Below are 13,191 nucleotides of genomic sequence, written 5' to 3'. Positions count from 1 at the left end.
CTCTGACCCCTTACTTTAGCTAGCGTGTTGCCGATACCAATCAATCGTGTTTTTGAGTCCTTGTTTAAAATCAACTTGAGCCGTGAAGCCGAATTTTTGCTTGGCTCGTTCTGTATCTAAACAACGACGCGGTTGACCGTTGGGTTTATCGGTTTCGTAAACAATTTTGCCGTCAAACTCCATCAGTTCGCAAATCAAAGTAATCAAGTCACGGATGGAGATCTCATAGCCGGTACCTAAGTTAACAGGTTCAGGCTCATTGTAAGCGACAGTTCCCATAACGATGCCCCGTGCTGCATCTTGGGAATAGAGAAACTCGCGCGTAGGACTACCGTCACCCCACACGCGAATTTCTTTGTCACCGTTTTGTTGAGCTTCGTAAACCTTACGAATCAGCGCAGGGATCACATGAGAACTTTCAGGATTAAAGTTATCTTCTGGCCCGTACAAGTTTACTGGCAGTAAGTAAATACCATTAAAGTCGTATTGTTGCCTGTAGGCTTGAAGCTGGACTAAAAGCGCTTTTTTTGCTACACCATAGGGCGCATTTGTTTCTTCTGGATAGCCATTCCAAAGGTCGTCTTCTTTGAAGGGTACTGGTGTAAATTTAGGATAAGCACAGATTGTGCCGACACAAACGAATTTTTCTACGCCAGCTTGATACGCAGCGTGAATTAACTGCGTGCCCATCATTAAATTATCGTAAAAAAGTTCTGCTGGTTTGACTTGATTTAAACCAATACCACCAACGTGCGCGGCGAGGTGAATGACGATATCTTGCTGATCGACTGCGCGTTGGCAATTTTCTAAAGTGCGTAAGTCACATTCTTGCGATCGCGTTACTGTAATTTTTTGCGGTTCGGCTCCTGCAAAATGCAATTGCTCAATGACTTGACGACCCAAGAACCCAGCCCCACCCGTGACAAGAATGCGTTTGTCTTTTAAATCTAAGGCTGTCATTTTTTTAATTCCTTGTCCGTTTTGCCTAAAAGTGTAGACTACCCAACTCTTGACGAATCGTAGCTAAATCCTGAACAACTTGCGCACCATTACCATTAGGCGACTCTTGACCTAATGCTTTTAAATCAGCTTCTACCATCAGTGCGACTAACTGCTCAAATGTAACCGATGGTTGCCAACCTAGTTTTTGTTTAGCTTTTGTCGGATCGCCAATCAATAACTCAACTTCTGCGGGTCGCAGATAACGATCGTCAAACTCGACATAATCTTGCCAATTGAGATTGACATAGCCAAATGCTAAATCAAGAAATTCGCGTACCGAGTGCGTTTCCCCCGTCGCAATCACATAATCGTCGGGTTCGGGCTGTTGTAGCATCAACCACATTGCGCGTACGTAGTCTTTCGCATAGCCCCAATCGCGTTTAGCATCGAGATTGCCCATGTAGATTTTCTTTTGCTTTCCTGCAACAATTCGCGCTACTGCTCGCGTAATTTTGCGCGTGACAAAGGTTTCTCCACGGCGTGGCGATTCGTGATTAAACAAAATGCCATTACACGCGAACAAACCATAGGATTCGCGGTAGTTGAGTGTTTGCCAGTGTGCATAGACTTTCGCACAAGCATAGGGACTGCGCGGGTAAAATGGTGTGGTTTCTTTCTGGGGAACTTCTTGCACCAAACCAAACATTTCTGACGAACCGGCTTGGTAGAAGCGGACTTCGATTCCTGTACGCTGTTGATAATCGCGAATTGCTTCGAGCAGCCGCAGCGTACCCATCGCCACTGAGTCTACAGTATATTCAGGTGAATCAAAGCTCACGCGTACGTGTGATTGTGCGCCGAGGTTATAGATTTCGGTCGGCTGAGTTTCTTCTAGAATCCGTCGCAGCGTTGTGCCATCGGTAAGATCGCCATAGTGTAAAAGTAACTTGACTCCCTCTTTGTGTGGGTCTTCGTAGATATGATCGATCCGGTCAGTGTTGAATGTTGATGTCCGCCGGATAATGCCGTGAACTTCATATCCTTGTTCAAGTAAAAACTCACTTAAATAGGAGCCATCTTGACCTGTAATCCCTGTAATTAGCGCTCGCTTGCGTTGCGTCATACTCGATTTCTGATAACCTCTTCTGAATTGGATACCGTAAAACTGCTACAACTTAGCATAAGAATCACAGATTCACCAGAAAAAATTTGGTGTCGCTGTGGTAATGAACGATTGTTAAATTAAACTGTACGCGAACTCGCATCTGTTGCAAAGTATTAAGAAAAGATTTTGACTTTGCACGATATTGTTATCGCGAATCACTTTCTGTGGTTGTTGATAACGTAAAGAATAATAACTAAAGAAATAAGTCAAATTTGTGTTGAGGTTAGCATGAATGCCTGTTGGGAATTTTGGATTGATCGGGGCGGTACATTTACCGATATTGTGGCAAAAAGTCCCACAGGCAAGTTGGTAGTTCATAAGCTATTGTCAGAAAATCCCGATCGCTACACTGATGCTCCTGTCCAGGGTATTCGAGACATTTTAGGCATTGCATCTGATGCACCCATTCCTGCCGAGCAAATCGCAGTTGTGAAGATGGGAACAACTGTCGCGACGAATGCACTGCTCGAACGTAAAGGCGATCGCACAGTTTTAGTCATTACCAAAGGATTTGGCGATGCTTTGCGGATTGGCTATCAAAACCGCCCAGATATTTTTGCGCGACAAATTATCTTACCAGAAATGCTCTACGAGCGCGTCATTGAAGTCGCAGAACGCTACACCGCTCAAGGCGAAGAACTGATTAAGCTCGATCTTGATACTCTACGCAGTGAATTACACGCAGCTTATGAAGATGGTATCCGTGCGTGTGCGATCGTGTTGATGCACGGTTATCGCTTTCCAGCGCATGAGCAGGAGATTGCCACTTTAGCGAAGACCATTGGCTACACTCAAGTATCAGTATCGCACGAAGTTAGCCCGTTAATGAAATTAGTTAGTCGAGGCGATACGACAGTTGTTGATGCTTACTTATCTCCGATCCTCCGCCGGTATGTCGATCAGGTGTCAAGTCAGCTATCAGTGAGCAGTAAAGCAACCAACCTAAATAATATAACTAACGACCCTCGCTCCTCACCCCTCGCTCCTCACCCCTCTTTAATGTTTATGCAATCTAATGGTGGGCTGGCAGATGCTCAGACATTTCAAGGAAAAGACAGCATTTTATCAGGACCTGCGGGCGGAATTGTTGGGGCGGTACAAACAAGTTTGATGGCTGGTTTTCATAAAATTATCAGCTTTGACATGGGTGGAACGTCTACGGATGTCGCGCATTTCAACGGCGAGTACGAACGGACTTTTGAAACCGAAGTGGCTGGAGTGCGTTTGCGTACCCCGATGATGGCGATTCATACGGTAGCGGCTGGCGGTGGTTCAATTTTGCAGTTTGATGGCGCGCGATATCGTGTTGGACCAGAGTCGGCGGGGGCGAATCCAGGTCCTGCGGCGTATGCTAAAGGTGGTCCATTGACTGTGACTGACTGCAATGTGATGGTGGGAAAGCTACAACCAAAGTTCTTTCCGAAAGTTTTTGGTGTCAACGGAGATTTGCCGTTGGATGTGGAAACTGTGCGGCAAAAGTTTGCTGAATTGACAAGAGAAATTGGAGATAGCCGCACGCCGGAACAAGTTGCGTCGGGTTTTTTGGCGATCGCTGTCGAAAAGATGGCAAATGCGATTAAAAAGATTTCGTTGCAGCGCGGATACGATGTCTCTGAATATACTTTATGCTGTTTTGGCGGTGCGGGTGGACAACACGCTTGTTTAATTGCGGATGCGTTGGGGATGAAGCAGGTGTTTATTCATCCGTATGCTGGGGTGTTGTCTGCTTATGGTATGGGGTTGGCGGATGTGCGGGTGATTCGCGAACGTGCGGTGGAGGAGGTTTTATCTGAGGAGTTGGACTTAAGAGGATTGTTGGTGGTGTTGGAGGTTGAGGGGAGGGGGGAATTAAACCACACCAGCGAAGCACTAGCGAAGCGAAGCCGGAGGCGTCAGCCGCAGGCGTTAGACACGAAGGACGCAAAGGAAAGCGGTGTTGAGGTTTTATCTAAGGTGCATTTGCGGTATGAGGGGACGGATGCAGCTTTGATGGTGGGTTTTGGTGATGTGGAGGTGATGCGACGGGAGTTTGAAGATTTACATCGTCAGCGTTATGGGTTTATTGCGCCGGAGAAGCGCTTGATTGTTGAGGCGGTTTCGGTTGAAGTGGTGGGTAAGCATGATGTGCCTGTGGAGGAGGTAGTTTTACGTAGGGAAAACAAAAAAACTGTGTCAGTTGCTACGGTGCAGATGTATACAAGGGACGCTTGGTATACTACGCCTGTGTATCAACGCGAGGATTTGCAGCCGGAAGAGTTGATTTCAGGTCCAGCGATTATTGTGGAAGCAACGGGGACGAATGTGATTGAACCAGGATGGAATGCGCAAGTGAGCGATCGCAACCATTTACTCCTCAAACGCTCGACAAACTCAAATTCCCAATTACCAATGACCAATGACCAATTCCCAACTCGCCCCGATCCCGTCATGCTGGAAATTTTTAATAATTTGTTTCGGGCGATCGCTGAACAAATGGGAATCACGCTCCAAAATACGAGTTCTTCGGTCAATATTAAGGAAAGGCTGGATTTTTCTTGTGCGATTTTTGATGGTGATGGGCAGTTGGTTGCTAATGCACCTCACATTCCGGTTCACTTGGGTTCGATGAGTGAAAGCGTGCAAGCACTGATTGGCGATCGCGGAAATACGCTCAAGCCTGGAGATGTTTTTGCATCGAATAATCCCTACAACGGTGGAACTCACCTTCCCGATATCACTGTCATTACTCCGGTATTTCCAGTACACTCACAACTCACCAATAGCCACTCCCCACTTTTCTACGTCGCCTCGCGCGGACATCATGCTGATATTGGTGGAATGACTCCTGGTTCTATGCCGCCAAATAGTACCACAGTGGCAGAAGAGGGTGTTTTGCTCGATAATTTTCAGCTAATTGTTGATGGTCAATTTAGAGAAAAAGAGCTATTGTCACTTTTAGAAGACGGACGTTATCCAGTACGGAATTCTACTCAAAATATTGCTGATTTAAAAGCGCAAATTGCTGCTAACGAACGCGGTGTTCAGGAACTCCAAAAAATGGTAGAACACTATCACTTGGATACTGTACAAGCTTATATGAAGTTTGTCCAAGATAACGCTGAAGAGTCGGTGCGGCGTGTTATCAATGTTTTGCAAGATGGCGAGTTTACTTGTTGTTTAGATAACGGTAGTGCGATTAAAGTTGCTATTTCTATTGATAAATCTACGCGCAGTGCTTGTGTTGATTTTACAGGAACTTCACCGCAACTCGAAAGTAATTTTAATGCTCCATCTGCTATATGTAAAGCAGCAGTTTTATACGTTTTTCGTACTTTGGTAAATGATGACATTCCACTAAACGCAGGGTGTTTGAAACCTCTAGAAATTATCATTCCTGAAGGTTGTTTACTTAATCCGCGATATCCAGCTGCTGTTGTTGCAGGAAATGTCGAAACTTCTCAAGCGATTACAGATGCGTTGTATGGTGCTTTAGGCGTGATGGCAGCATCGCAAGGAACAATGAACAATTTTACCTTTGGAAGCGATCGCTATCAATATTACGAAACAATCTGCGGTGGTTCGGGCGCAGGTAAAGACTTTGATGGTACTGATGCTGTCCACACGCACATGACAAATTCTCGCCTCACCGATCCTGAAGTTTTAGAATGGCGGTTTCCTGTTCTATTAGAAAGCTTTAGCATTCGTCCTCATAGTGGCGGTCAAGGACTTCATCAAGGTGGTAACGGCGTTATCCGTCGCATCCAATTCCGCGAACCAATGACAGCAGCAATCCTTTCAGGGCGTCGTGTTGTTCCTCCATTTGGTTTACACGGCGGAGAAAATGGCGCAGTAGGCAAAAATACTGTCGAACGCAGTGATGGAACAATTGAACAATTGGGAAGTACCGCAATGGTAGAAATGCAACCAAAAGATGTATTTGTGATTGAAACTCCTGGCGGAGGTGGATTTGGTGAATAACATCGTTTCACCTTAATTTTGATTCAAATCAGCAGCTTCAGAAGCAGACGAGAAATTATTTGTAGCCCTCATACCACCAGCTTTCTACAAATTAATTTCCTTAACTGCAATGGCAAGCATGAATCACAGACGCCCTCCGACTTCCTTCAGCGCTATCCAAGCAAAGTGTACCTTCGTACACTAAAACAAGATTTTTACGGGTAAGTTTACGGAGGTGAACTTTCTTTTATTTATCTCGCGAATTTATTCGCGATTCTCTTCACGCAGGAGGTCTATTTCTTAATGTAGTTACAGCGTTCTCTGTCATTAGGCTGATGGCTAGCCTTAGCACTCTTAACATAATTTAAAATTAGGCAGAAATTACCAACAGGAGCATTACCTTGGCTAAAGAATTCAAAAAAGGTGACAAAGTAGAGTGGAAAACTTCACAAGGTAAAACGACTGGTGAAGTCAAACAAAAACTTACTTCACCAACTGATATTAAAGGACATCATGTTGCTGCGTCAGAAGATAACGCTCAATACCTTGTAGAAAGTGACAAATCAGGTAAAGAAGCTGCGCATAAACCTGACGCATTAGAAAAGATCGAGGAATAGTTTCTATGAGCAAGGATGATAAATCAGTTACCGAAGAGTTTTTTGATGTTATTAATATGACACCAAAAGAACTTGATTCTTGGTTAGATACCGAAGAGTCGCAATCGGTAGGGCAAAAAGATGGCGATGATGAATCAATTGGTCATAAATCTGGGAAACGCATTGTTGAACTTTTACAAAAGAAGAAAAGCGATTATACCGATGACGACTTAGCGCACATGAAAAAGGTCATTAGTTATGTCCATCGTCATACAGCACAAAAGCCATCAAGCGATATAGAAAACTCGCGATGGCGATACTCTTTAAAAAACTGGGGACACGATCCCTTGAAATGAAATTAATATTTTGGTAAATAGCCGCCCAGCCAGTCTACATTAACCAAACCAATGCGACGGTTCAACACTACATTGCGTTGCTTCAGGAAGGTGGCGATTTACCCAGTCAGATTTTTCTTGCAAAATCGCGTAAATCCCTTGATGAATCAAGTTTTCTAATTGAATTTGTTGCTGGGCACTTGGTAACTGATAATTGAGTAGTATTGCTTTTCGTTCGTTGTCTACAACACTATAGACGCAAGGAATTCGATTAAGAACATAGGCAATTAATTCTTGTCTTAAATCTGGAATTGCAAAGGCTTTTTGGTAAGGATGACACGGATACGCATCTAAAACGTTTTCGATTTCCGAGATAACCGCTTGTTGTGTTAAATTGACTACTGTCTTAAACATCTTTAATTTTCACCTCCAATTGAATTGATGCTATGTGCAGATTACAGATTCGTAACTTTGCGTAACTGACACTCCTCTGGAGGCTAGCGCTGAGGCTTAGCGTATTAGCTAGCATTTTCGTCTAAACAAATCGACGATCGCCGCTATGACTTGTCAACAAACTTTTTTGTAAAAAACAATACTATTGTCTTGGAAACTTTGCTCAACGGGTGAACCCCCGTACGCAAGTTTTCGCTTGGATAAAACCTAATGCACCACTATCTTAATATATAAACTATATTAGTTTTGAGTGATGTTATTGCAGCACAAATCTATACAAAACAAAATACTTTACTCAAAAGGATCAAGATAACTGCTGAATAAAAGTAGAGAATGCCAGATAAACAATATAGTAAACAGCTATTCTTTGCCAAATGAGCTAATTTTTGCAAAGACATCAGAATTAAATCAAAGTTAGTCTGAAAACTTGATTGGTAATCAAGAATACCTTTAGTAAAACGAAAAATATTGACTCAGTAAGTATTTAAGATATAAATGATAATTGGCTAGATATATCGCCTTAGAGTGTAGCTAAAATAACACAAACAAAATACACGCTTAGCTTTCATTTATCTCAATAAGTGCCTGAAAAACGACTGCGAATGAGTACTCACTAGGAAAAGCAGAGAGTAGAATAAGGTAGCAAGGGTCTTGGAGGAAGCGACGTTGGACGAGCTAAGAGCGGCGCTAGAATTAGCCACTGAAGAAGAGTTAGAGCAACTGACAAATATCTTATTTCGTCGTAAATTTAATCCGCTTGATTATCTACACACTCCTGAACCAATAGAAGTGCAAAGTCGCGATCGCTCGTCATGGATAGACGCCATCGAGCAACGATTTCGCTATTTAGCCGCTGATGGCATGACTGTGTTGCAAGGGCGTACAGAACAAGTTACCTATCGCCAAACATTAATTCGAGTGTGTCGTTATTTAAAAATTCCCTTTTCGAGTAGCCTAACGACAACTGATTTAGAGGCAGAAATCTTTTTAAACCTATTAGGGCGCGCTTGGCGGCAACTACCAGCGCAAGAACAACAAAGCTTAACAAGGCGAATACAGCGATCGCTCGCGCAAGCAAGTGCCACATTCCCCGCAATCGTTCACCAAAACCCAGTAGCACTACTTGTGAAAGGCGGTAGTGCTTTAGCTGTCAGTTCAGTTTTAAAACCGATCCTACTTCAGCAAATTGCCCGACAGTTTGCCGTTCATTTTGCGAGTTATCAAGTTGCCAAACAAGCCCTTGTGAAAGGTGGTACAGCCGCAGCCGCGCAATTTCAGAGTCATCTAGCATTGCAAACCGCACAACGCGGTATGGCGATGAGTGCCGCGCGATACGGTGCAGTGCGCGGTGTGTTTGCCTGTGTCGCACCCGCACTATGGACGTGGTTCTTTGCTGATTTAGGATGGCGGGCGATCGCCACAAACTATGGTCGCATTATTCCCACGATCTTTGCACTTGCTCAAATTCGCCTAACTCGCACCGAATACTGGCAGCCTGCATAAAATTGGAGATCGCCAGATGGGCAAGTACAATCAAATACTACAATCGCACCTTATTGCCCGTCTGCGCCCTGCCTGGAACTTTGCGCAACTAGGATTACTGACTTTTCCTTTAGTTCCAATTTTAGGAGCTTTAGGGATATTTTTAGCACTAGTTACTACCTGGCGATACAAGTACCGCCAAATTGTCCGCGATCCACTGAATCGGGGACTAGCAGTTTTAGCGATTTGGCTCGTCATGACAGCGATTTTTGCTGACGATCGCCTAGCTGCGACGTTAGGTTTATTCAACTTCTTACCATTTTTTCTCTTATTTGCTGCCTTCAGTACGCTGATTCAAACACCAACTCAGTTGCGGCAATTATCTCAAATCTTGGCGATTGCCTCTATTCCTGTCATCATTCTTGGCTTTGGGCAATTATTACTTAATTGGGCAACACCAGCAGCGTTTTCAGGCTTTCTTGGTTGGACGCTAGTTGCGCAAGGTAATCCTCCTGGGCGTATGGCTGCTGTTTTCATGTACGCCAATATTCTTGCTGGGTATTTGGTGATTACTTTTATTTTGGCGTTAGGGTTATTTCTCGCGCGTGTTCCAAGATTTTACTTGTCATCAGCAAGCGTCACTGACACGCTTTTATTTATGGCAGTGATTGGCAATTTTGTTGCTTTAATATTGACAAATTCACGCAATGCTTGGGCGATCGCCTGCTTGGCAATTCTTGCTTTTGCCGTTTATCTGGGTTGGCGATGGTTAGTCGCGGGCGTGAGTGCGATCGCAGGTACGATTTTACTCGCTGCTTTTGCTCCCGCACCATTGAGTCTTCTACTCCGAACAGTTGTACCGCAATTTTTCTGGGCAAGATTGACCGATCAACTCTATCCCAATCGCCCAATTCCTTTTTTACGGACAACTCAATGGCAGTTTGCACTATCTTTAACGCAACAACGTCCGCTACTTGGTTGGGGATTGCGTAATTTTACACCGCTGTATGAAAAACAAATGCACGTTTGGTTAGGACATCCGCATAACTTTTTTCTGATGTTCGCCGCAGAAACAGGAATTGTAGGTATTACGCTCTTCAGCCTTTGGGTTGGTTGGATTTTATTTCGCGGTATTCGACTTTTGCATAATTGGCAATTTACCAATTTAAATCAAATACAACCTCAAGATAAAATCATTTTCTTTAGTTATCTTGTCGCTTTTTTTGCGTGTGTATTGTTCAATACTGTAGATGTCACAATTTTTGATTTACGCCTGAATACCCTAGTGTGGATATTATTAGCGGCAATTTGTGGTGTTGCCAATACACGCCTAGCACAGCCATTTCTGCAAAATAGATAATATCTATACTCGCCTCCAGCGTCGTGGAAAAGGGAGATCTAGTTTTAAAATAGACAAGAAGTATTGTGAGCGATGCTGAATTAAACTGCCGTGAGTCAAGATCAGGCAATGCCACAACAGGAGCGCGATCGCACGTTTATCCGCGATCAAAATAGTCATTACGCACTGCTGGGACTTCACCCTTCAGCCTCTGCGATCGAAATTCGCCGCGCCTATCGGGAACTGAGTAAACGCTACCATCCCGACACCACAGATTTACCCAAAGCAAGTGCTACGGCAAAGTTTCAGCAACTTAATGAAGCTTATGCAACGCTCAGCAATCCAGAGCGACGCATGCAATATGATTTAAAAATTGGCTATTCGCGAATTGCGGTCATGCAAGCACCTGCTGATCTTAACCGTCCTGTTTCGCAAACTCCGACTTGGCGATCGCGTTCAGCTTATCTCGATCCTACGGATCGCCCTTTATCATCAGGAGAGATTTTTGCTTTGTTTTTGTTGCTGTTGACTTTTGTCGGCTGTGTCATATTAGCAATTACAATTGCGCTCACCCGTGGAGATAGTTTTAAACCAACAACTCATCTACAACCTCCCGTTGCGGTGCAATACGTTAAATCTAACCTATCAACTCAAAATCCTTATGTCTCTCCCTTCTGCTGATACTCCTTTATATAACCACGCCTTACCGAACATTGAAGAATGGCTAAGAAGCCAAGGTTGTCAACAAGATAGCGAGCAACTGCACTGTTGGTACGTACAACGCCCTGATTGGGAAGCTGAGTTACTGCTCGATGTCGATCAATTAACCGTACGTTACACCAAGGTAGGCACGACATCACAAGACATCCTCCGCTCGTTCAAATACTCTTTGAGCCGTGAAGATGTCGAGCAAGCAGTTTTTTCAGGACCTTGATGAAGAGGTCAGGGTTTTGGGGTCAGGGGAGTGATGAGTTATAAAGATTTTTATTAACTCAACACTGTCTTCAATTCAACACTCATAACTAATCACTAGCCACTACTCACTCCTTACACTTTGCCAAATCGGCGATCGCGCTGCTGATAAGAGCATAATGCTCGGTGAAACTCGGCACGGTCAAAATCAGGCCATAGCGTTTCGGTGATATAAATTTCCGCATAAGCCATTTGCCATAGGAGAAAGTTGCTAATGCGCATTTCTCCGCTCGTGCGAATTAATAAATCAGGATCGCCAATGCCAGCAGTATACAAATGCCGTTCAAATAAAGCTTCATCAATGTCATCAGGTTGTAACAATCCTTGCTGTACCTGATGCGCGATCGCGCGACACGCATCTAAAATCTCTTGTCGTCCACCGTAGTTGGTTGCTACTGTAAATTGAATTCCGCGATTATGTTGAGTTTCGGCGACAGCGCGCGCAATTTCGGCTTGTAGCGATCGCGGTAGCGCACTCAAGTTTCCCACAAACTGAATGCGGACGTCTTCTTCGATCATTTCCCGCAATTCTTTGCGCAACACCCGCTCAAACAACGTCATCAAAAAGTCCACTTCCTCTAGTGGCCTTCCCCAATTTTCTGTAGAAAAAGCATAGGCTGTCAGGGCGGCTACTCCCCAGTCGCGACAACAGCGTAGTAAATCCTTTAAGACATCAACGCCCCGTTTGTGACCCATGATACGGGGTAATCCCCGATGTTTAGCCCAACGACCATTTCCATCCATAATGACTGCCACGTGCTTGGGCAGGCGTTCTCGTTTTAAATCTGGGGGCAAATCTTGTAACACAATTGGCTTTACAGTCATTTTTTGTTTCGATGAGAAGCTGATGATGATATACCGAGTAAACGCGATACAAATGCCACGCCTTGACTACTAACTTGGCGAACCCAACTTAGCACACTAGGGGCAACAGCTTCACGCTCCACAGGGGGAGAAAACTTAGCTTCTAATAATTCCTTCAGTTTACTGCTGGTGAGTGGTCTATTCAGTATTCCTTTTTCAGCAAAAGAAATTGAACCTGTTTCTTCGGAGACAACAACACAAATACAATTGTCTGGAACGCGTTCTGTAATTCCCATTGCTGCCCGATGGCGAGTCCCTAACTGTCGCGAAGCCGTGCGTGCCGTCAGCGGCAAAATAACCGCAGCAGCAACCAGACGCGAACCACGAATCAACGCGGCACCATCATGAAGTGGCGTTTTTGGGTGAAAGATTGTTTGAATAAGTTCCTTCGACACTTCAGCATTTAGCTGTACGCCTACTGAATTAAAATCTGCGTCATCAATCGGACCATTCGTTTCTAAAACAATCAACGCGCCAATACGGTTTTGTGAGAGTTCTTTAACTGCCTCCACAATCTCATCAATCACGCTATCTGGCTTGGCGATCGCGCGGCGCGACGGTTGCCATAAATGCCCCAAATCCCCCCGCCCTAGTTGTTCCAAAAATCGCCGAAAGTCTGATTGATATGCGACAGCGATCGCCACCGCACAACCAACGACTAACTTTTCCAGCACAAAATTCAATAGCCGTAACTCTAATCTGCCACTGACTACCGATGCCAACATCAGTAGAATAAACCCCCGCACCATCCACAACGTCCGGCGTTCACCAATAATCACAAGCACCATATAAGTCAACCCCAGCACCAACCCCAGATCAATAATGTGAAGCAACACCGACTGCGTCCAGCCAAGGTCGATCAGCCATTGCTTCCACAAATCTCTCATGATCGGGGTTCAGGGGTTAGAGGTTATGTCACGTCCGGTTAAAGACTTATTGTTAAGGCAGCTTCTTGTGCAGGGAAGCCTGCGCCGTGCGGGAGGTGTCCTCCGTTGAGCAAACCGACTGTAGGGTTTACCCTGTTAAGGCGACTGGCGTGGGCAGAAAAGAAAGGTTTCTGAATTTTTCATTACATAGATTCGGGAATCAGAACTCATGAGCCGGAAG

At 44.6% G+C, this 13,191-nt stretch carries 12 protein-coding genes; 7 read left to right on the top strand and 5 right to left on the bottom strand.

Going from position 1 to position 13,191, the window contains the following annotated elements; all coding sequences use genetic code 11:
* Positions 1–15: 15 nt before the first annotated feature.
* Positions 16–960 (bottom strand): GDP-L-fucose synthase, encoded by a 945-nt coding sequence (locus GLO7428_RS13405; protein WP_015189092.1) that lies wholly within the window; start codon positions 958–960, stop codon positions 16–18.
* Between the two features lie 25 nt (positions 961–985).
* Positions 986–2,065: a GDP-mannose 4,6-dehydratase gene (gene gmd, locus GLO7428_RS13400; RefSeq protein ID WP_015189091.1), complete on the bottom strand. Its 1,080-nt coding sequence runs from the start codon at positions 2,063–2,065 to the stop codon at positions 986–988.
* Between the two features lie 270 nt (positions 2,066–2,335).
* Here gmd and GLO7428_RS13395 point away from each other — a divergent pair, with 270 nt between their 5' ends.
* The 3 genes from GLO7428_RS13395 (at position 2,336) to GLO7428_RS13385 (ending at position 6,995) form a co-directional block, all read left to right on the top strand.
* Positions 2,336–6,064 carry an oxoprolinase family protein gene (locus tag GLO7428_RS13395; RefSeq protein WP_015189090.1) on the top strand — a complete coding sequence of 1,243 codons (3,729 nt, stop codon included), beginning with the start codon at positions 2,336–2,338 and terminating at the stop codon, positions 6,062–6,064.
* A gap of 380 nt (positions 6,065–6,444) precedes the next feature.
* Positions 6,445–6,660, top strand: coding sequence for a DUF2945 domain-containing protein (locus tag GLO7428_RS13390; RefSeq protein WP_015189089.1), 216 nt, complete (start codon positions 6,445–6,447; stop codon positions 6,658–6,660).
* Positions 6,661–6,665: 5 nt separating this feature from the next.
* Positions 6,666–6,995: a DUF3140 domain-containing protein gene (locus tag GLO7428_RS13385; RefSeq protein ID WP_015189088.1), complete on the top strand. Its 330-nt coding sequence runs from the start codon at positions 6,666–6,668 to the stop codon at positions 6,993–6,995.
* 39 nt (positions 6,996–7,034) lie between these two features.
* Here the strand turns inward: GLO7428_RS13385 and GLO7428_RS13380 are convergent, their stop codons facing one another.
* Positions 7,035–7,388, bottom strand: a complete 354-nt coding sequence (locus GLO7428_RS13380) for a late competence development ComFB family protein (RefSeq protein ID WP_015189087.1) — start codon at positions 7,386–7,388, stop codon at positions 7,035–7,037.
* A 705-nt stretch (positions 7,389–8,093) separates the two neighbouring features.
* On the opposite strand from GLO7428_RS13380, the gene GLO7428_RS13375 reads away from it, so the two are divergent.
* The 4 genes from GLO7428_RS13375 (at position 8,094) to GLO7428_RS13360 (ending at position 11,182) form a co-directional block, all read left to right on the top strand.
* On the top strand, positions 8,094–8,930 hold the full coding sequence (locus tag GLO7428_RS13375) for a YaaW family protein (protein ID WP_015189086.1): 837 nt from the start codon (positions 8,094–8,096) through the stop codon (positions 8,928–8,930).
* Positions 8,931–8,946: 16 nt separating this feature from the next.
* Positions 8,947–10,269 (top strand): O-antigen ligase, encoded by a 1,323-nt coding sequence (locus GLO7428_RS13370; protein WP_015189085.1) that lies wholly within the window; start codon positions 8,947–8,949, stop codon positions 10,267–10,269.
* A gap of 108 nt (positions 10,270–10,377) precedes the next feature.
* Entirely contained in the window at positions 10,378–10,929 is a 552-nt protein-coding gene (locus tag GLO7428_RS13365; RefSeq protein WP_051038504.1) for a J domain-containing protein, read from the top strand.
* Entirely contained in the window at positions 10,910–11,182 is a 273-nt protein-coding gene (locus tag GLO7428_RS13360; RefSeq protein ID WP_015189083.1) for a DUF3143 domain-containing protein, read from the top strand. Before GLO7428_RS13365 ends, GLO7428_RS13360 begins: the two co-directional genes overlap by 20 nt.
* 113 nt (positions 11,183–11,295) lie before the next feature.
* Here GLO7428_RS13360 and GLO7428_RS13355 read toward each other — a convergent pair whose 3' ends face one another.
* Both GLO7428_RS13355 and cdaA read right to left on the bottom strand, forming a co-directional pair.
* Positions 11,296–12,045, bottom strand: a complete 750-nt coding sequence (locus GLO7428_RS13355) for an isoprenyl transferase (RefSeq protein WP_015189082.1) — start codon at positions 12,043–12,045, stop codon at positions 11,296–11,298.
* Positions 12,042–12,971, bottom strand: a complete 930-nt coding sequence (gene cdaA / locus GLO7428_RS13350) for a diadenylate cyclase CdaA (RefSeq protein ID WP_015189081.1) — start codon at positions 12,969–12,971, stop codon at positions 12,042–12,044. The genes GLO7428_RS13355 and cdaA overlap by 4 nt, the downstream gene beginning before the upstream one ends.
* Positions 12,972–13,191: the final 220 nt, after the last annotated feature.

The sequence above is a fragment of the Gloeocapsa sp. PCC 7428 genome (genome assembly GCF_000317555.1).
Classification (GTDB): Bacteria; Cyanobacteriota; Cyanobacteriia; order Cyanobacteriales; family Chroococcidiopsidaceae; genus Chroogloeocystis.
The sequence above is the reverse complement of the archived record's forward strand: the minus strand, read 5'-3'. Positions and strand labels throughout refer to the sequence as shown.

Coding starts and splice junctions, on each gene's coding strand:
- GLO7428_RS13355 (WP_015189082.1), bottom strand. CDS start 12,045: ATGACTGTAAAGCCAATTGTGTTACAAGATTTGCCCCCAGATTTAAAA.
- GLO7428_RS13365 (WP_051038504.1), top strand. CDS start 10,378: ATGCCACAACAGGAGCGCGATCGCACGTTTATCCGCGATCAAAATAGT.
- cdaA (WP_015189081.1), bottom strand. CDS start 12,971: ATGAGAGATTTGTGGAAGCAATGGCTGATCGACCTTGGCTGGACGCAG.
- GLO7428_RS13370 (WP_015189085.1), top strand. CDS start 8,947: ATGGGCAAGTACAATCAAATACTACAATCGCACCTTATTGCCCGTCTG.
- GLO7428_RS13380 (WP_015189087.1), bottom strand. CDS start 7,388: ATGTTTAAGACAGTAGTCAATTTAACACAACAAGCGGTTATCTCGGAA.
- gmd (WP_015189091.1), bottom strand. CDS start 2,065: ATGACGCAACGCAAGCGAGCGCTAATTACAGGGATTACAGGTCAAGAT.
- GLO7428_RS13395 (WP_015189090.1), top strand. CDS start 2,336: ATGAATGCCTGTTGGGAATTTTGGATTGATCGGGGCGGTACATTTACC.
- GLO7428_RS13360 (WP_015189083.1), top strand. CDS start 10,910: ATGTCTCTCCCTTCTGCTGATACTCCTTTATATAACCACGCCTTACCG.
- GLO7428_RS13385 (WP_015189088.1), top strand. CDS start 6,666: ATGAGCAAGGATGATAAATCAGTTACCGAAGAGTTTTTTGATGTTATT.
- GLO7428_RS13405 (WP_015189092.1), bottom strand. CDS start 960: ATGACAGCCTTAGATTTAAAAGACAAACGCATTCTTGTCACGGGTGGG.